Genomic DNA, 17,868 nt, shown 5'->3' with positions numbered 1-17,868 from the left:
CCCGAGTGGACGGCGGTGCCGGATCAGGCCAGCGGGCACCCCCGTACCTCACCGCGGCGTCGTGCTGTGCCGCGGCGAGGCGAAGACGTGTTGATCAGTTGCCGTAGAGGCCGGCGAGTTCCAGCGAGCGCAGCCGGTCGTAGTCGGCGATGACCTGCTGCCGGTCGGGGGCGCACAGGTAGAGCGTGCCCGGGCAGGTGGCCATGTCGGTGGTGGGCGACAGGAGGGTGCCCTCCGGGATGTTGAGCACCAGGCTGTCGAAGGACGGGAGCGCCCGGACCGCCGCCCAGGCGTCGGCACCCGGCATGACGCCGTCGCGCTCGGTGATCAGGTTGACGCAGCGCAAATTGGCGTCGAGCCGATAACCGCTGGTCCCCTGACGCGTGAATACCTCAGGGTCGGCGATCGCCAGGGCGAGGCTGTCGACCTGGTTGGTGCCGGTGCACCGGGTCAACAGCTCAGGCATCTGGCCGCCGCCGAGGCGGGCGCCGCACTCGACCAGAACCGGTCCGGACGCGGTCAGCATGACCTCCGTGTGCCCCGCGCCGGTACGGATCTCGAGCGCGTCCAGCACCGCCAGGGTGTAGTCGGCGATCTGCCGGGCGGCCGGGTCATCCCAGGCCAGCAGGTCCTCGTAGTCGTAGATGGTCCGACCGCCGGTGGAGCGCTTGTGATAGCGCCAAACCTCCACGATCCGGTGCACACCGGCCCGGCTGACCGAGTTGACGTAGTACTCGGTGCCGGCCAGGAACTGTTGCACCAGAACGAGGCGATTCTGGCGGCCGTACCGGTCGATGTTGCCGGTGATCCGCGCGTACGCGTCCCTGATCTCGTCAGGGGAGTGGCACACGTAGACGTTGTCCCCGCCCGCACTGGACGGCGGCTTGAGAACCACCGGCCATTGCCCCCGGTCACCCGCCCAGCCGAGGATCTCGTCGACCGACTCGGACCGGAAGCCGTCGGCGGCGGCCAGGCCGGCGTCCCGGATCGCCTCGTGCATGGCGAACTTGTCGCGCCGCGCCATCGGATTCCGCATGCCGTTGCCCGATGTGCCCAGGGCGGCCGACATCTGGTCGGCCAGCAACACCCCGGACTCGGCGCCGGCCACGACGATGCCGACATCGTGCTCCCGGAGCCGGGCGACTGTGGCGTCGAGGTCCCCCTCGTGCTTCAGGTCGACTGTGAATTCCTCGGGCCGGTAGCTGAGCCGCCAGTCGGGAGCGTCAGAGCGGATGTGGATGAATTCAATGCCGCGACGCCGCAGCGCGGCCGGCAGGTGCCGGCCCGCGCCGTACGCGTCGACGATGGCGCATTTCATGGAGGACTCCTTCATCGGCGGACTCCGTCGGTGTCGTACGCCGACGGCACGGTCGCAGTTACCAATCGGCCGTCGTGGCGGGCCCGGGCCAGGGTCCCGGCGGTAGCGAGTGCCACGATGCCCACGATTCCCACGATGGTCAGTGGCGAGGGTTGCAGCCGGCCGTCCAGGAACTGCATGAAGTAGGCGAAGATCGGTGACAGCGAGACGATCAGTGCCGTGGTGATGGGCTCGGTGTGCCTGATCCCGATCTGCAGTACGTAGATCGGGAGCCCGATGCCGATGACGGCCACCACCGCGCCGGGCACGAGCGCGGCCCTCACCTCGTCCAGCGAACTCGTCGCGGTCATCGCCCACCCGATCGCGATCATCAGGAAGAACCGCACCGCCAGCACCTCCTGGGGGCTGCGACCGCGATCGCTGAGCCGCTTCATGTAGGTGATGTTGGCCGCCGATCCGATCGCGCACACCACCGAGAAGAAGAGTCCCCAGGCGGCGGTGCTCTCACCGATGTCCCCGACGGCGGTCTCACCGGTGAAGGAGCCCCACACCAGGACACTGAGGAACACGCAGATCCCCAATGCGACCACGACCTCCGCAGCGATGACGGACGCCCCCCGGCGCAGGATCGCGCCGGTCACGAGGATGAACACCGGACCGAGGGCCAGGCCGACCACGTTCACCACCGCGGGCTCCAGGTTGCGGAGGGCGTAGAAGGTGGCGAGCCACGTCACGGCGGTGGTGATGTTGATGGCGACGACGTCGTGACGTGAGTCACGCAGCATGGTCAGGAACGCTGTGCCGTTGCGCACGACCTCCAGGACGAGGAAGAAGACCGCGGTCAGCGTGAAGGAGACCGCGGTGAGGCTTTCCGGGCTGACCACCTGCAGTCGGTTGCTGCCGTACACGTCCATCGCGGCGGTCAATGCGGCGAAGATCAGCAGCGGCACAATGCCGCGCCGAATCGTCGCCGATTGCCCGGTCTCCGACTGCTGCGCCATGTCCTGGCCTCCCCGTAACTGGCTGTGAACCGCGCCAGACCGTCCGAAGTGTACTTACTCCGGAACACCATGAGGCGATCGAATTCCAACCATGTGCCAGATCATCGGCCTATGGCAGATATTCCTGGCAGGCGACGCCGTTGGCGGACAGGAAGTCCAACCAGCTGTCGATCGACCCGGGGTCGGAGGTCGCCTGGTGCAGACCGGGAGACAACCGTCCGGCCAGCAACTCGGCGAGCCCACCGGCGAGGGCCACGGAGACCAGGCGAGGTGTGGCGTTCTCGGTGGCGTCCCCCTGGACGTCCATCGTGTACTCGCCGGCCCAGCGCGCTCCGTCGCCGGTAACCGCCTCCAGCCGCACGAACATGACCACCCGGTCATGGTCCTCGCTGGTGGCCGGGTACTGCTCGGCCAGCCGCGCCGCCAGGGCGGTGATCTCGTCGGCGGTGCCGTTCTCCAGCTGAGCGAAGACCGGCTGCCAGGCGTCGGTCCATCCGTCGAGCCGGACCGTGCCGCGAACGAAGGTGTCAACCTCCCAGGACTTAGGGAACTGATATGTGGTGATGTAGGGAACACTATCCCGGTTCGGGTAGACCTCGAACGGTTCGCCACCCAGGACAAGCTTCGCCGCGGCACGGTACGGCCGGTCGACGGTCAGCTCGCGCCCGCCCTCCACGAAGCGGGCGGGAGTGCCGAGTGCGGTCAGGACACCGCGCGGCGCCCAGCTGAACCGGTAGCGGAAGTCGTTCGGCACCGCGGGGAAGCTCCCGCAGTACGACGTGAACGACACAGTCGCCGGAGTGTCGCCGAGGGCCTTCTCTGCGGCCTGAACGAGCCGATGAGCCAGCAGATGATCGATGCCCGGGTCGAGCCCCGCGTCGGTCAGCACCACGAGCCCGGCCCGTCGTGCATCGGCGGCCAGCTCGGCGACCTCCGCCGAGACGTAACTGGAACTGGCGAAGTGCGCCGACTGGCGCAGGCAGAGCCGCAGCACCGTCGGGTGCTCGGCGGCCGGCAGCATGGAGACCACGAGATCACCAGGGCGTACGGCGTCGGCGAGGGCTTCCCAGCCGAGTTCCCGCGCGTCGGCCCGGCCGGTGAGCCCGAGCCGGTCGAGACAGGCCTGCGCCTTCTCGCGGCTGCGTCCCCAGACCGTGGTGCCGGTCGCGGTCGCGCAGACCAGGGCGAGCCCGCTCCCGGTCGACAGACCGGTGCCGAGCCAGTGAACCCGTCCGGTCGGCTCAGTGAGGGTGGATGTCACGACGGGCTTCCCATCAGGTCGAGTTCAGATGTCGCGGCGGCGAACCGGTCGTACGCCCGTCGCCAGACCGGCGTGTCGTCCCGCAGGGTGCGCAGGTGCGGCAGCAGGTCGGCGGAGAAGGCGGCACTCGCCTCACGCGGCAGCAACGAGGGCAGGTTGTCGATGGCGAGCAGGTCGAGCGTGGGCTCGGCACGCAGGTGGTGCACCGGACGGGCCCAGTCGGTCGGGTTCCGGTAGATCGGCAGCAGGTTGAACTCGGACGTCACGTCGCAGGTCACATCGCTGATCACCGACAACTTGCGAGCCGGGTCGTCGAGATCCTCCGAGCGCACGAAGGGCGGCGCGAGTTCGTTCGACAGCACGGTGTTGACCAGCACATCGTGGTCGAGGATCGCCCGACGGTCGAGGTCGCGGGTCTCGGCGAGGTCCCACGCCGTGGGCTCGACCCCGCCCACGGACAGCGCGTCTCGCGCCCCCCTGCCGCACCGGCCCAACGCACCGATCACCAAGGCCCGTACACGGGCGTTCCCGGACGCGACGAGAGCCTCGTCCAGTTCTGGGCGGCTCATCGTCCGTAGGGGCGGGACGAGCCGGCCCCGGAAGTGCAGGAGCGCCAACGCCGCGCCCACGTAACCGGCCCAGTAGCCGAACGCGGCAACCCGGCGGCCCGTGTCGTCGGTCAGGTATTCCAGGTCCAGCAGGGTTCCACCGGCCCGGAAGCGGCGCAGCAGCGCCGCCCCGTCACGCTGACCCTTGTAGGCGTGCCCGAAGAAGATGTGCCGGTGGCGCAGTGGCTCCGGCTCGTCGGCAGGGGCCTTGAGCCCCACGATGACGGTCTCGGCCGACGCCTCCGGCCAGGTGCCGGCCGCGACGACCCGGGCACCGGCCGCCGCGTACTCCCCGGTGTCGAAGATTCGGTGCGCCGACTCCTCGACGGTCAGCCGTACGCCGTCGGCGATCAGCACCCGGGCGTCATCAGGGGTCAGGACGGTACGGTGCTCGTCCGGGTTGATCTCTTCGCGTAACCACAGCTCAAGAACGCTCATCACACGCTTCCCGATCAGGCGTGCAGCTGTGCTACGACCACGGACCGCCGGCGAGGACCCGACTGCGGGCGCTGGTAGTGGAAGTGCTGGATCTCGACTCGGTCGAAGCCCGCAGCGAGCGCCTGCTCACCGAGGTAGCCGGTGGACAGCCAGTAGAAGCCCTTGACGTTCGAGGCCGCCTGCACCCAGGAGTCGTTCTGGGTGTCGTCGTTGGACGCCACGAACGAGGCCACGCCGGCAGGTCCCGGTTCGAGCCACGAGTGGATGCGCTTCAGGATCGGCTGAAGTCCGTTCTCGGGGTCGTACAGATGCCCGAGCACGCCGTCCATGTAGATGACCGACCACTTCTCGTCAGGCGTCCAGGTGTTCAGGTCCGCCTGCTGCGCCTCGAGGCCCTTGGCCCGGGCGAGATCGACCGCCTCCTCCAGCGCGTCAACCGCATACACGCGGTAGCCGGCCTTGGCGGTGTCCGCCTCCACGACGGCGTTTCCGCAACCGAGGCTGAGCAGACCGGTGGCCTTGTTGCTACGCAACTGGTTCACCAGGACGCCAGTCATCCAGCGGCGGTACTCGGTGGAGTAGGTCGACGGCGTCACCGAGTCGCCACGGGCTCCGCCCTTCTCCCAGATCTCGAAGAGATTCGGCTCCCCCTCGCCCTGCGGACGATAGAAATCCAGAAGTTCCGTGTTCTGTCGACTTTCCGTGCTCATTTCCCCCCCGTTTGCTACCGGTTGCTCACAGAATCACGTGACGAGTACGACCGCGCGCACCAATGGCACATCGACGCGGCGCATCGCCTTGACGGTTCAAGTGATTAGTCAGAATCCCCGTGTGTATCGAGACGACCAGGAAGCACCGGGCCACTCTCGCCAGTTCGGACTCCGGCCCGACAGAGATCGATGCAAGCACATGCACCCCTAGCTGTGCAAGCAATGTTTCCTAAGATGTGGGAACGGCGACTCGACGCCCAGGCTAAATGCCGATCGGCGACTGGAGAGCGCTCCACGTACCCCACGCCGGACGCGTGATGAGCTATCGTGCCGAAGGTCCGGCGGGTGACATTCCCGCAAAGTCGCAGCTCCTTGCCCGCCGCGTACGCATGTCGTCCCAGCACACGAAACGCCACCTTTTAAGATCACTTGCATCGATGCCAATGGAGGCACCGCATCACCTCGCCCCGCGCCACCGCCGCCCCGGACGAGCACCGTCTGTGACGAGCGCCACACGTAGCGGGGCAACGAATGTGCGGATGATGTCGGATCATGCACTTTGTCCACTAACGCGCCAGCCCGTCACCCCTCCCTGACCGGTGACCACCACGACCGGAGCCGCTCTGTGGTGAGCCGCGAATAATTGCCGGAGATGTCCGTGCCGCAAATGATGAATCGGATTCACCTCGACGACGTGGTGCGCACCTACTACCGTCGGGTCGACGCCGATGACATCGATGGGATGATGCTTCTCTTCGAACCGGACGCCATTTACGACAGACCGGGCCAGAAGTCCATTGTCGGGCGATCGGCCATATCTGCGTTCTACCGTTCTCAGCCACCTATTCGCAGCCGCCGGCACAACCTCTCATCCTTGATCATTGAAGGGTCGGAGGTGGCGGTGCACGGCACTGCCGACCGGATCACCCTGGACGGGCAGCACTCGACAATCGGCTTCGCCGACTTCTTCACCGTTTCCGGATCCGGCCTGTTCTCTCACCGCCGGACCTTCTTCTTCGTCCCATTCGCCTAGCGACTCCCATGGAGAGATCAATGAGCGCAGCTGAGGGTGCGGCGCGCGCCGGCGCGGAACTTCTGGTCGAAGCGCTGGTGCGGCACGGTGTCAACACGATCTTCGGCTTTCCCGGAGACACCAGCATCCACTTCTACGACGTCATCGCGAGGCGCCCGCAGGACGTCCGGCACGTGCTCGCCCGCGACGAACGCCACGCGGCGTACATGGCTGACGGCTATGCCCGTACCCTCCGCCGCCTCGGGGTCTGCGAAGCGCCCAGCGGCGCGGGCGCCGTCTATCTGGCCAGCGGTCTGGGCGAGGCATTCGCCTCCGGCATCCCGATCCTGGCGATCAGCACCGACAACCCGCATCGCAGCCGGGGCACCAGCGCCATCAGTGAGATCGACCAGATGGCACTGTTCAGCGGTGTGACCAAGTGGCGGCGAACCGTGGACCAGGCAGCTGACCTGCCCGGCGCGGTCGCCGAGGCAGTCACCGCAGCGACGAGCGGCCGTCCCGGCCCGGTAGTGCTGATCATCCCGGAGAACGTTCTGGAGGAGACCGCCGACCTGCCCGTCGCCACCGGCAGCAGCACGGTTCCCGCCGCACGACCCCTCGCCCCGACCGAGGCAGTGAACACGGTGGCCGAACAGATCGCACAGGCCGCACGCCCCGCGATCGTCGCCGGCGGCGGCGTGCACCTGTCCGGTGCCTGGCGCGCCCTCACCGACCTCGCGGAGCACGCGGCCATTCCGGTCGGCACCTCCATCCACGGCAAGGGCGCCCTCGCCGAGGACCACCCACTCGCCCTCGGCGTCGTCGGCGCCAACGGCGCCCGGGAGTACGCCAACGACTATCTGCGCAACTCCGACTTCGTCCTCTTCGCGGGAACCCGCGCGAACGCCACCGACACGGCCAGTTTCACGGCACCCCCACGCTCTGGCACCCGGATCGCGCACATCGACCTCTCTGCGCAGCGGGCCGGACGCAACTACCCCGGCAGCACGCCCCTGATCGCGGACGTCGGGACGGCTCTCGACCAGCTACGCCAGGCGCTACCCGCCGCCGACGAGCAGACGCGCGACAGTCGGATCCAGGCTCTCGCCACCGCCCGGCAACTGTGGGTCACGGCGAACTCGTCGCCACTGCCGGACCCCGGTGACCAGCGGCTCCAGCCGCGGGACGTGGTTCGTGCGCTGCATGCCGAATTCGGCGGGTCCACCTGGGTCGTGGCGGACGCCGGAACTCCCACGCCGTTCCTCGCCTCCTTCTGGGAATCGTCCGGCGACGGGTGGCGGGTAGTCATTCCTCGCGGTCACGGGCCACTGGGCTTCGCCATCTCGGCCGCGATCGGCGTCGCCGTGGCGCACCCCGGCGAGCGGATCCTCTGCCTCACCACAGAGGGCAGCGTGGCGATGGGTCTCGGCGACTGGGAGACGGCCGGCCGGCTCGGGCTGCCGATCACCTACGTGGTCCTGGACAACACCTCCCTCGGCTGGATCAAGATGATCCAGCACCTTTACGCCGGCGGGCGCTACTTCGCGGTCGACCCCGGACGAATCGATCCCGTCCTGCTCGCCAACGGCATGGGACTGCCCGCGGCACGAGCGTTCGACCCGGAACAGCTCAGCGTGATGATCAAGGAGGCGGCCACCGGAAGTGGCCCGTCCGTCATCCACGTCCGGGTTCCCGAGCACATGGACAATCCGCCGCCGGTGGAGGCGTGGCAGGCAGCAATCGCCGGCACCGCCACGCAACGCCCAATCCACTGAAGACCCTTGCCCCTCCGCCGGCGCGCCTGACCCTGGAACGCGTCGATATCGAAAGGAAAACGTCGTGGCACGCCGCCTGTTCACCTCCGAGTCGGTCACGGAAGGCCACCCGGACAAGATCGCTGACCAGATCAGCGACGGAATTCTCGACGCCCTGCTCGCACAGGACCCGCGAAGCCGCGTCGCGGTGGAGACCCTGATCACCACGGGCCAGGTGCACGTGGCGGGCGAGGTCACCACGCAGGCCTACGCCAACATTCCCGGCATCGTTCGCGACACGATCCTGCGGATCGGTTACGACTCGTCGAAGAAGGGCTTCGACGGCGCTTCCTGCGGCGTGAGCGTCTCCATCGGCTCGCAGTCGCCCGACATCGCGCAGGGTGTCGACGCCGCCATCGAGAAGCGCGAGGGTGGGACCGCCGACTCGCTGGACAGCCAGGGCGCCGGGGACCAGGGCATGATGTTCGGGTTCGCCTGCTCGGAGACGCCGGAGCTGATGCCGCTGCCGATCGCGCTGGCGCACCGCCTGGCCCGCCGGCTGTCGGCCGCCCGTAAGGACGGGACGATCCCCTACCTGCGTCCTGACGGTAAGACGCAGGTCACCATCGAGTACGACGGTCTGCGTCCGGTGCGTCTGGACACGGTGGTGGTGTCGTCGCAGCACGCCGCCGACATCTCGTTGGAGTCGCTGCTGACGCCGGACGTCAGCGACCACGTCATCGCTCCCGAGCTGGAGGCCCTCGGCCTGGACGTCGAGGGTTACCGGCTGCTGGTGAACCCCACGGGCCGGTTCGAGATCGGCGGTCCGATGGGTGACGCGGGCCTGACCGGTCGAAAGATCATTGTCGACACGTACGGCGGTTACGCCCGCCACGGTGGTGGTGCGTTCTCCGGCAAGGACCCGTCGAAGGTGGATCGTTCGGCGGCGTACGCGACGCGCTGGGTCGCCAAGAACGTGGTGGCGGCCGGCTTGGCCGAGCGGTGCGAGGTGCAGGTGGCCTACGCGATCGGCAAGGCCCACCCGGTGAGCTTGTTCGTGGAGACGTTCGGGACCGAGAACGTGCCGGCCGAGCGGATCGAAAAGGCGATCAAGGAGGTGTTCGACCTGCGTCCGGCCGCGATCATCCGCGACCTGGACCTGCTGCGTCCGATCTACCAGCAGACCGCCGCGTACGGCCACTTCGGCCGTGAGCTGCCGGACCTGACGTGGGAGCGCACTGACCGCGCCGCCGACCTGAAGAGCGCGGCGACCAGCTGACATGGGGCGGCTCTACGTCACCGGATCGATCGCCACGGATCACCTGATGCGTTTCCCCGGCCGCTTCTCCGATCAGTTCCTCGCGGACCGCCTGCACGCGGTGTCGCTGTCCTTCCTGGTCGATGAACTGGTGATCCGCCGTGGTGGCGTTGCCGCCAACATCGCGTACGGCATGAGCAGGCTCGGTCTACGACCGAGCCTGGTCGGCGCGGTCGGGCGCGACTTCGCCGACTACCGGTCGTTCCTGGAACGGCACGGCGTCGATTGCTCGCCAGTGCTCGTCGTCGATGGCGAGCACACTGCCCGTTTCATCTGCACGACTGACGAGCAGCAGTGCCAGATCGCGTCCTTCTATCCCGGCGCGATGGCCGAGGCCCATCGCCTGGACCTGGCCGCCGTCGTCGGTGGAGACCGAGCCGCACCGGACCTGGTGATCATCTCGCCCGACTCGCCGGACGCCATGCTGAGACACGCAGCCTGCTGCCGGCAGGCCGGCTGGCCCTTCGCAGCCGACCCGTCGCAGCAGATCGCCGGGATGCCGGGTGAGCAACTGCGTGCCTTCATCACGGGGGCCCGCTACCTGTTGACCAACGAGTACGAGTTCGACCTGCTTCTGGAGAAGTGCGAACTGACCGAGAAGGGTCTGCTCGGGCTGGTCGGCACCGTGGTGACCACGCTCGGCCCGCGAGGCGTACGGATCCGCGACGAACACGGCGACGCCACGGTGCCCGCCGCGTCGGTCCCGGTGGTGGTCGACCCCACCGGCGGTGGCGACGCCTTCCGAGCCGGGTTCTTCGCCGGCATCGACTGGGGCCTGTCGCACATCGACGCCGCCGCGATCGGATGTCAGCTCGCCTGGTACGCCCTGCAACACGAAGGTGGTCAACAATACGACGTGACTGTCGAACAGCTCTGCGCCGAGCTCGCCAAGCATTACCGTATCGACCTGGCCGATGCCGTGCGTGCGGCCGTCGGCCGCACCGACGCCAGCTGAACGCCCCACTGTCGAAGGCAGTGCGCACATGTTGCTCCATGGAGAAGCCTTGTACGAGATCACCGAGACCCGGATCTCCTATCACCGGGGTGACATCGCCGCAGAAGCGCGGATCGAGGCGGTCCTGCCAGCCGGCTCCGGGCGCTGGGCCGTCGTCACCGACGCGACCCCGTTCCACCCGGTCGACGCCGCCTGGCCGGACCAACCGGGAGATCACGGCAACCTGACCGTGGGCGATCAGGTCACCCCGGTCGTCGACACCCAGATCGTCACGTTCCGGCCGGCAGACGGTGCGGTGTCCATCGGGCCTGAGGTGACCGCACGCCGTGGCGACACCGAGCACGTGTTCGCTGTCGCTCACCTCATCGTCAAGCAGCCGGAGGAGTCCTGGGTCGGTCGGACCGCCCAGCTGACGGTGGACGATCATCGGCGTCGGTGGTTGAGCGCCGCCCACACCGGGTGCCATCTGGTGGCGTACGCGTTCAACGAGGCCACCGACGAACTGTGGAGCAAGGACGCGCCCCGGGATTCCCGGGGAAGCCGCAACTTCGACGCCGCCGCGCTGATCGACAGCCGGCACGACCTGGGCAGCAGCGTGGACCGCTATCGCCTGGGCAAGTCTCTACGACGCAAGGGTTTCGACCACGCCGGGATGCTCGCCGGCCTCGACACGTACCTCGCTCGCGCCAACGATCTGCTGGCCTCCTGGGTCGCCGCCGATGCCCCGGTTCATCTCGTCGGATCGTCGGACAGCTTCACTGCGGAGCGGGTCTGGCGCTGTGAGATCTCGCCGGTGGCGACGATGCCGTGTGGCGGCACACATGTCAGCAGCCTCGGGGAGCTGCGTTCCATCGAGATTCGCGCCGAGTACCTGGAGCCGGAGAAGGAGATGCACCTCATCGCGGCCTCTCTGCCGCGATGAGCGGAGGCGGTCAGACCTCCAGGAGGGTACAGAACCAGTGCATGCCGTACCCGATGCCGGCCAGTGCCACCACGTCGCCCTTCTGCAGATCGCCGCGCTCGACGTAGGTGTCCAGGCAGATCAGCTGGTCAGCGGCGCCACAGTGGCCGATTGACGCCCCCAGCTCGAAGTTGGTCCGATCGAGCGGCAAGCCGACCGCCTCGGCCACGTCGACCATCGCCTTGTAGTTGTCGTTGAGGTAGATCAGCCGGGTCAGCCGGGCCCGGTCGACACCGGAGCGCGCGAAGGCGTTGTCCACGACCAGGGCGACCCGCTGGTTCAGCTCGCGGGTGAACCGTGTGAAGTGGTCGGGGTCACGGCGGAACTGCCGGTAGACGGCGGCGAGCCGGTCAAATTCGAGGTTGCCGAGGCCCTCCGGGGCGATCGGTGCCGCCGCCCCGCCGTACTCCACCCGGAAGAAGTCGACGCATTCGGGATCAGTGAACTGGTCGGTCGCCAGCCACCGCAACGTCGCATGGTTCCGCCTCAACACCGCGGCGGCGGCCCCGTCGCTGGAGACACACGTGTTGGTGTTCATCCGGTTGGCGTGCCCCTCACTGACCTGGTTGATCGCGACGAGGAGGACGGTCCGCACGTCGTCACGGACGGCGAAGGTCCCGGCGATCTGCTGGAACGCCGTCACCGTGGCGGCGCAGGCCTGAGTGAGCAGCAGGGTAGGCGTCCCGACCATTCCCAGCTCCCGGGCCACGGCCGAGGAGACGTCCCACTGCAGGTAGTCAGGGACGTCGCTGGCGGCCACCACGAGCAGATCGATCTCGCCGACCTCGATCCGCGCCCGCTCCAACGCCTGGGCGGCCGCCCGGGCGCCGAGGTGCGCCGACGTGGTGCCGTCGACGACCCGATGGAACGTGCGATAGCCCCACGCCATCACACGCTCGGGATCCTTCACGTAGCTCGGTGCCACCTCAGCGACATCCTGCGGCTCCCCTAACGCGGCACCCAGCGAGACGACACCGAATTGCACGGGCGGCATGGCACTTCCTTCCTTGTGGCGGTACTCCACGCTCGGGTCAGGCCCCTCCGGCCCGGCTGGGCACCCCGGCGTCACCGGATTCCCGGGAACGGGGCGGACGCTGTGTCAGCACCGATGTGAGCACCCCGGCGACGAGAAGGACGGCTCCGAGGACCAGCCAGCCGACCGGCCCGCGACCGACGACGGCAACCGTGAGCAGCCCCGGGCCGATGACCGCGAAACCACCCGCGCCAAGGTTGTACAGACCGAGATAGAAATTGCGTCGATCAACCGGGGACAGCCCGAAGGACACGCCCCATCCACCGGCCGACTGCCACAGCTCCCCGAAGGTCAACGCCACCGCGGCGAGGAGCAGCACAACCGTTGCGCCCACGTCGCCCAACCCGCCCGACACCGCTGCCAGGACGCAGAACACCGCGAGGGTCACACCCGCGCGGCGCTGGAGCCGACCGGCATGACCGAGGTCGTCACCACCACGGCTGAACCGGACCTGCAGCGCAACGGCGAGGACGGTGTTGATGAGCAACACGACTCCGACGACCGGCTTGGGCGCCGACGTCTGCGTCACGATCCACAGCGGCAGTGCGACACCCAGGATCGCAGCGTGCAGGAACAGAATGCCGTTGAGCAGGGTCAGCGACACGAAACGCAGGTCCCGCCAGGGGAGTGCCCCGACACTGGCACCGCGCTCACGTACCGCGACGCCCCGCGGTAGCTCCGAGCGCACCCGCAGCAGCAAAAATGCGGTGATCAAGAAAGCCGCTGCGTTGACCAGTACGAATCCGATGTACGCCGACGCGTCGGCCAGGGTGATAAAGAGTGTAGCTGCCAGCGTGGCGAGGGAGTAGGCCGTGTTGCGTACCACCGAAACGGCTGCCATCGTCCCGACCGGCGTATCGTCCTCGGCGATCGAACCGGCAATGGATTGCAGCAGGGGGGTGGCCGCGTTCTCGGCCATGCCGATGAAACACGCCGCTATCAAAAATCCGCTGAAATCGTCGACCAGCGGATAGGCGAAGAAGCCTGCGGCGCGCCACAACTGGAGCACGATGAGCATCCGGGGCGCTCCGACCCGATCGGCGAGCCGGCTGATGGGTACGACGCAGACCAGCCCGCACAGCGCCGCGATCGACAGGCCGGTACCCACCTGCGTGCTGGTCAGTCCGATGACCTGCGTGTAGAAGAGGATTGACCCGGTGAGGAAGATCCCCCGACCCGCCGCGTCGATGAAGACCGCCAGCAGGAAGGCCCTGGCCGCTCTGCCACGGGACAGCCGGCGGATCAGATGCAGGTCGAGTCCGAGTAAGCGGTTCAACGCCGTCGGCCGCGAACAATCGTGGCGGGCATATTCCATTGGGCCGCCACATCGGCGCTACCCCGAATGAAGCCCGCGTGGCGATCCTCACGGACGCCCATGTGAATCGTCAAGTGCGCATGTCGAATCATTCGCCGACCCTTCCCCCGATGTTCGGCACCACAACGCTCACGCGGGAAACAGTCCAAGGCGACGGTCTGATTGACCCACGGCGATACGTGTTCGGATCCTAGAGCGACAACGCAGCGGCCACAATGGATGTCCCACAGCGCCGCTGTGAAGTAACTCTCACCAACCGCAACGGCCGGCGGCGCACGCTGGGCAGCCACCCGCGCGTCGGCTGGGCGAGGCGTCGTAGGCCGCCTCGTTGGCATCGGTGGCCCCCGTCCGGGGGAGAGCGGGGGCCGCTGGCACACAGGCGCTGACCTTGGCGGATACGAAAGAACCCCCGACCCTGCCGTTTGGCTGGTCGGGGGCTTTCCACTGCTCTGTGCGCCCGAAGGGACTCGAACCCCTAACCTTCTGATCCGTAGTCAGATGCTCTATCCATTGAGCTACGGGCGCTTGTGCTCAGCCAGTCTACACACCCGGCTTTCGCGCGGAGACTCCGGGATTCGAACCCGGGAGGGGCTTTAAGACCCCAACCGCATTAGCAGTGCGGCGCCATAGACCAGACTAGGCGAAGTCTCCCTGGTGATCCTCAGACCACCGCGCCCGAGGATACAGGTCGCCACCCACCGGGAGCAAAACGACTTCCGGGGTACGCCCACCGCGACCCGTCCGCCCTCCGTGTTTCCACGCTGTGCGCCGGCGTGATCGGGACTACGCTCCATCGATATGCAGGAGCAGCCGCCCAGCGAGTCGACCCGTCGAGAGCCTGCTGAACGAGCACGTCAGCGCTCCCCACGGGCCACCTTCCGGCCGCCGACAGTGGCCGAGGAGCCCACCGAAACGGTGGAGCCGGCTGAGACGCCGGCACCGCCGTCAGCCGCCCCGGCGGGCCAGCGTCCTCGACGGGCCAAGGCTGCCCCGCCGGTGCTCTTTCAGCCTCCGGCACCGGACCGCCCCCTGCCTCGACAGCCTCGGCGCGCACCGACCGAACCGACCACCGAGGCGAGCGTGGAACAGCCGCAACAGCCGGACGGCGATCAAGCAGGCCCCGCAACAGGAGTCGCAGCAGCCCCCGCAGCAGGCGTCGCACGGACACCGCCGAAGGCCCGGACCGCCCCCGTTCGCAAGGCTGCCCCCCGGACGGCAGCCGGGACGCCCGCAGAGGTGACCCCGACCACTGCGGCACCGCGCAAGCGCGCCGCGAAGACCACCAAACGCGCGGTCACCCCACGCACTAGCACCACGCCGACAGAGCCCGCCCCCGAACCCGTGCACGCACAGCAGACGGCACCATCCGAGCAACAGACGGCGCCCGCCGAGCCCCGGCTGGCACCGGCGGCACCCGCCGTGCGGCAGGCTGAGCCGGCTCTGGGGCGTACCCCGGAATCGGAGCTGCGCGCGGTCGCCGCGCGCGTGCTCGACCACCCTGGCTTCGCACCGGAGCTGTTGGCTCTGGCTGCGGTGCGGACGTTCGGGCCCGGCGCGGCCGGGTGGGCCGCTGGGTTGCGCGACCGCTATCCGGACGCCTCGGCGGACGGCCTGGCCCGGTTGGCGGCCCGGCGGTTCGTCCGCTCGGCGGGTGCGGGTGGGGCGGCCTCCGCGTTGGCCGGCTTCTTCGCGCCGCTGGCCGAGTTGGTGGCGGTGCTGTGGACGCACTCGGAGCTGGTGCTGCACCTGGCCGCGGCGTACGGCAAGGATCCGACGCATCCGGACCGGGCCGTCGACCTGCTGGTGCTGACCCAGGTGCACCCGGATCGGGCGAGCGCGGCGGCGGCTCTGGCCGCCGCCGAGACGGCTGGTGACCCGGTCGAGGGGGCGTGGCCGCGGGCGGCGGAGGCGGCTTGGCGGTTGGCCGCGCCGCTCACGGCGCAGGCCGGTGGTTGGGTGGCGCTGCGGCTGGTGGCCCGGTTGCTGCCGGGCGCGGCGGTGCTCGCAGCGGCGTTGGGTGACGCGGCCGCGGCCGACCGGCTCGCGGCCCGCACGGTGGCGGTTTACCGACCTGACCGGCGTTGACGGGTCAGAGCCAGTCGAACCACTCCCGGGGCAGCAGCGCGTAGCCGACGAAGGCGAACACGTCGAGCACCGTGTGCGCGATGATCAGCGGCATCACCCGCCGGGTGCGCAGGTAGAAGAGGCTGAACACGACGCCCATGATCGCGTTGCCGACGAACGCGCCGAAGCCCTGGTAGAGGTGGTACGAGCCGCGCAGCAGCGCACTGGCCGCGATGATCGCGGCCAGCCGCCACTGGAGCTGACGCAGCCGGGTGACCAGGTAACCGACCACGATCACCTCTTCCAGCACGGCGTTCTGCACGGCGGCGAGGATCAGCACCGGAACCGTCCACCAGACGTCCGGCAGCGCGGCTGGCACCAGCGTGGCGTTGAGGCCCAGGTGGGCCGCCACCCAGAACAGCGCCAGCCCGGGTAGGCCGATGAGCGCCGCCAGGCCGGCGCCGCGCGCCACGTCCTGACCGGGCCGCCGGGCGTCCAGGCCGAGGGTCCGCGCCGGGTCGCCGGGGTCACGGCTGAGCAGGTGTACGGCGAGCAGCACCGGCAGCAGCGCGAACACGATGCCGAGCAGTTGGTACGTGAGGTCCAGCCAGGGGCGGGCCGACGCCGAGGTGTTCAGTGAGGCGGTCTGCTTGGAGAGCGGACCGTCGGCGGTCAACTTCGCGATGATCGAGACCACCGCGTAGATCGCTGACTGGCCGAGGGACAGGCCGAGGACCAGCAGCGTCTCGGTGCCCAGCAGTCGGCGGGACACCGGGCGGGTCAGCTCAACTGTCACCGCACCACTCTGCCCGACATGCGGCGAAGGTGACATGGCCGACCGGCCACCATGAGCCGATCGCACATTCTGTGCGACCAGTCGACACGCTCCGTGGAGATTCTATGGGCGCCCGATCCGTTGCCGTCTGGAGAAGGAGCGTCAGTGGACAACCTCGCGCGGTTGCTGAAGGAGAGCTGGACCCTGGTTGAGGACGACCGGGTCCGGCTGAGCGGTCACTTCTACGCTCGGCTGTTCCTGCTCGACCCCGCCCTGCGGCAACTCTTCCCGGTACAGATGACCGGCCAGGGCGACCGCCTACTGGAAGCGATCATCACGGCCATCCACACTGTCGACGACCCGGAGAGCTTCGACGAGTTCCTCCGGGCGCTGGGCCGAGACCATCGCAAGTACCACGTCGACGAGCGGCACTACGCCACGATGGGCGTCGCGCTGCTGGACGCGCTGCGCAGCACCGCCGGCGACGGCTGGAACCTGGAGTACGACCAGGCGTGGCGGGAGGCGTACGCGGCGATCGCCGCCCTGATGGTGGCCGGTGCCGCCTCCGACGACGACCCGCCGTTCTGGCACGCCGAGGTGCTGACCCACGAGCGGTACGGCCCGGACACCGCCGTGCTGACCTGCCGGGCGTTGCAGCATCCGCTGCGCTGGCAGGCGGGGCAGTACGTGAGCCTGGAGGTGCCGCGCTTCCACCCCCGGGTGTGGCGCAACTACTCGGTGGCGAACGCCCCGAACGACGACAACGTGCTGGAGTTCCACGTGCGGTCTCCGGGGGCCGGCTGGGTGTCCGGTGCGCTGGTGCGGCGGGTGCGGCCGGGTGACCTGCTCCGCCTGGCGGCGCCAATGGGGTCGATGACCCTGGACCGCGCCTCGGAACGGGACATCCTCTGCGTGGCCGGCGGCGTCGGGCTGGCGCCGATCAAGGCGCTGGTGGAGGAGTTGGCCACCTTCAACCGGACCCGGTGGGTGCACGTCTTCTACGGTGCCCGGCAGGCGGCCGACCTGTACGGCCTGGACGGGTTGCAGGAGTTGGTGGCCGTGCACCCGTGGTTGTCGGTCACCGCCGCGTGCAGTGAGGATCCGGACTTCGACGGCGAGCAGGGCGAGATCCCGGAGGTCGTGGCCCGGTACGGCCCGTGGACCACGCACGACTGCTTCGTCTCCGGTGCCGCCCGAATGGTCCGGTCCACCCTGCGGGTGCTCGCCGCGGACGATGTGCCGCCGCCGCACATCCGTTACGACACCTTCGGTGACCTCTAGACGTTCCTCCCCCCACACCGGGGCGCGTGCCCCTGCCCCCTGGGGCACGCGCCCCGGCCCTTCC

15 protein-coding genes and 2 tRNA genes are annotated in these 17,868 nt (G+C 68.8%); 7 read left to right on the top strand and 10 right to left on the bottom strand.

Annotated elements, in window-relative coordinates:
- Positions 1-94 precede the first annotated feature (94 nt).
- The 5 genes from AB0B94_RS04935 to AB0B94_RS04915 form a co-directional block, all read right to left on the bottom strand.
- Positions 95-1,318 (bottom strand): ATP-grasp domain-containing protein, encoded by a 1,224-nt coding sequence (locus AB0B94_RS04935; protein WP_357268287.1) that lies wholly within the window; start codon positions 1,316-1,318, stop codon positions 95-97.
- An 11-nt stretch (positions 1,319-1,329) separates the two neighbouring features.
- Positions 1,330-2,319: a DMT family transporter gene (locus AB0B94_RS04930; protein ID WP_357268285.1), complete on the bottom strand. Its 990-nt coding sequence runs from the start codon at positions 2,317-2,319 to the stop codon at positions 1,330-1,332.
- 109 nt (positions 2,320-2,428) lie between these two features.
- On the bottom strand, positions 2,429-3,580 hold the full coding sequence (locus AB0B94_RS04925; RefSeq protein ID WP_357268283.1) for a saccharopine dehydrogenase family protein: 1,152 nt from the start codon (positions 3,578-3,580) through the stop codon (positions 2,429-2,431).
- Positions 3,577-4,626 (bottom strand): saccharopine dehydrogenase, encoded by a 1,050-nt coding sequence (locus tag AB0B94_RS04920; protein ID WP_357268281.1) that lies wholly within the window; start codon positions 4,624-4,626, stop codon positions 3,577-3,579. The genes AB0B94_RS04925 and AB0B94_RS04920 overlap by 4 nt, the downstream gene beginning before the upstream one ends.
- A gap of 14 nt (positions 4,627-4,640) precedes the next feature.
- A complete protein-coding gene (locus AB0B94_RS04915; protein ID WP_357268279.1) occupies positions 4,641-5,336 on the bottom strand; it encodes a class I SAM-dependent methyltransferase in 696 nt (231 codons plus the stop codon).
- 652 nt (positions 5,337-5,988) lie between these two features.
- Here AB0B94_RS04915 and AB0B94_RS04910 point away from each other — a divergent pair.
- From AB0B94_RS04910 to AB0B94_RS04890, 5 genes are all read left to right on the top strand, one after another.
- Positions 5,989-6,369, top strand: coding sequence for a nuclear transport factor 2 family protein (locus AB0B94_RS04910; protein ID WP_357268276.1), 381 nt, complete (start codon positions 5,989-5,991; stop codon positions 6,367-6,369).
- Between the two features lie 20 nt (positions 6,370-6,389).
- Positions 6,390-8,123, top strand: a complete 1,734-nt coding sequence (locus AB0B94_RS04905; protein WP_357268274.1) for a thiamine pyrophosphate-binding protein — start codon at positions 6,390-6,392, stop codon at positions 8,121-8,123.
- Positions 8,124-8,187: 64 nt separating this feature from the next.
- Positions 8,188-9,381 (top strand): methionine adenosyltransferase, encoded by a 1,194-nt coding sequence (gene metK, locus AB0B94_RS04900; protein WP_357268272.1) that lies wholly within the window; start codon positions 8,188-8,190, stop codon positions 9,379-9,381.
- 46 nt (positions 9,382-9,427) lie between these two features.
- Positions 9,428-10,375: a carbohydrate kinase family protein gene (locus AB0B94_RS04895; RefSeq protein ID WP_357268270.1), complete on the top strand. Its 948-nt coding sequence runs from the start codon at positions 9,428-9,430 to the stop codon at positions 10,373-10,375.
- Positions 10,376-10,424: 49 nt separating this feature from the next.
- Complete coding sequence (locus AB0B94_RS04890; protein WP_357268268.1) at positions 10,425-11,297, top strand: hypothetical protein; 873 nt, start codon at positions 10,425-10,427, stop codon at positions 11,295-11,297.
- 10 nt (positions 11,298-11,307) lie between these two features.
- On the opposite strand, the gene AB0B94_RS04885 is transcribed toward AB0B94_RS04890, so the two are convergent.
- The 4 genes from AB0B94_RS04885 to AB0B94_RS04870 all read right to left on the bottom strand — a co-directional run bounded on the left by AB0B94_RS04885 (position 11,308) and on the right by AB0B94_RS04870 (position 14,335).
- A complete protein-coding gene (locus AB0B94_RS04885) occupies positions 11,308-12,330 on the bottom strand; it encodes a 3-oxoacyl-[acyl-carrier-protein] synthase III C-terminal domain-containing protein (RefSeq protein ID WP_357268266.1) in 1,023 nt (340 codons plus the stop codon).
- Between the two features lie 37 nt (positions 12,331-12,367).
- On the bottom strand, positions 12,368-13,684 hold the full coding sequence (locus AB0B94_RS04880; protein WP_357268264.1) for an MFS transporter: 1,317 nt from the start codon (positions 13,682-13,684) through the stop codon (positions 12,368-12,370).
- A 452-nt stretch (positions 13,685-14,136) separates the two neighbouring features.
- A tRNA-Arg gene (locus tag AB0B94_RS04875) sits at positions 14,137-14,209 on the bottom strand.
- Positions 14,210-14,244: 35 nt separating this feature from the next.
- Positions 14,245-14,335: transfer RNA gene (locus AB0B94_RS04870), tRNA-Ser, on the bottom strand.
- 585 nt (positions 14,336-14,920) lie between these two features.
- Here AB0B94_RS04870 and AB0B94_RS04865 point away from each other — a divergent pair.
- Entirely contained in the window at positions 14,921-15,769 is an 849-nt protein-coding gene (locus tag AB0B94_RS04865; RefSeq protein WP_357268262.1) for a hypothetical protein, read from the top strand.
- Positions 15,770-15,773: 4 nt separating this feature from the next.
- Here the strand turns inward: AB0B94_RS04865 and AB0B94_RS04860 are convergent, their stop codons facing one another.
- The gene (locus AB0B94_RS04860) at positions 15,774-16,544 is read right to left on the bottom strand and encodes a CPBP family intramembrane glutamic endopeptidase (RefSeq protein ID WP_357268260.1); all 771 of its coding nucleotides are present in this window, start codon (positions 16,542-16,544) and stop codon (positions 15,774-15,776) included.
- Positions 16,545-16,688: 144 nt separating this feature from the next.
- On the opposite strand from AB0B94_RS04860, the gene AB0B94_RS04855 reads away from it, so the two are divergent.
- Positions 16,689-17,804, top strand: a complete 1,116-nt coding sequence (locus AB0B94_RS04855; protein ID WP_357268258.1) for a globin domain-containing protein — start codon at positions 16,689-16,691, stop codon at positions 17,802-17,804.
- Positions 17,805-17,868 lie beyond the last annotated feature (64 nt).

Origin of the sequence: Micromonospora sp. NPDC048986, from assembly GCF_040649335.1 — a bacterium.
Lineage (GTDB): Bacteria > Actinomycetota > Actinomycetes > Mycobacteriales > Micromonosporaceae > Micromonospora > Micromonospora alfalfae.
The sequence above is the reverse complement of the archived record's forward strand: the minus strand, read 5'-3'. Positions and strand labels throughout refer to the sequence as shown.

Coding starts and splice junctions, on each gene's coding strand:
- AB0B94_RS04935 (WP_357268287.1), bottom strand. CDS start 1,318: ATGAAATGCGCCATCGTCGACGCGTACGGCGCGGGCCGGCACCTGCCG.
- AB0B94_RS04930 (WP_357268285.1), bottom strand. CDS start 2,319: ATGGCGCAGCAGTCGGAGACCGGGCAATCGGCGACGATTCGGCGCGGC.
- AB0B94_RS04920 (WP_357268281.1), bottom strand. CDS start 4,626: ATGAGCGTTCTTGAGCTGTGGTTACGCGAAGAGATCAACCCGGACGAG.
- AB0B94_RS04915 (WP_357268279.1), bottom strand. CDS start 5,336: ATGAGCACGGAAAGTCGACAGAACACGGAACTTCTGGATTTCTATCGT.
- AB0B94_RS04910 (WP_357268276.1), top strand. CDS start 5,989: ATGTCCGTGCCGCAAATGATGAATCGGATTCACCTCGACGACGTGGTG.
- AB0B94_RS04905 (WP_357268274.1), top strand. CDS start 6,390: ATGAGCGCAGCTGAGGGTGCGGCGCGCGCCGGCGCGGAACTTCTGGTC.
- AB0B94_RS04895 (WP_357268270.1), top strand. CDS start 9,428: ATGCGTTTCCCCGGCCGCTTCTCCGATCAGTTCCTCGCGGACCGCCTG.
- AB0B94_RS04885 (WP_357268266.1), bottom strand. CDS start 12,330: ATGCCGCCCGTGCAATTCGGTGTCGTCTCGCTGGGTGCCGCGTTAGGG.
- AB0B94_RS04880 (WP_357268264.1), bottom strand. CDS start 13,684: ATGGAATATGCCCGCCACGATTGTTCGCGGCCGACGGCGTTGAACCGC.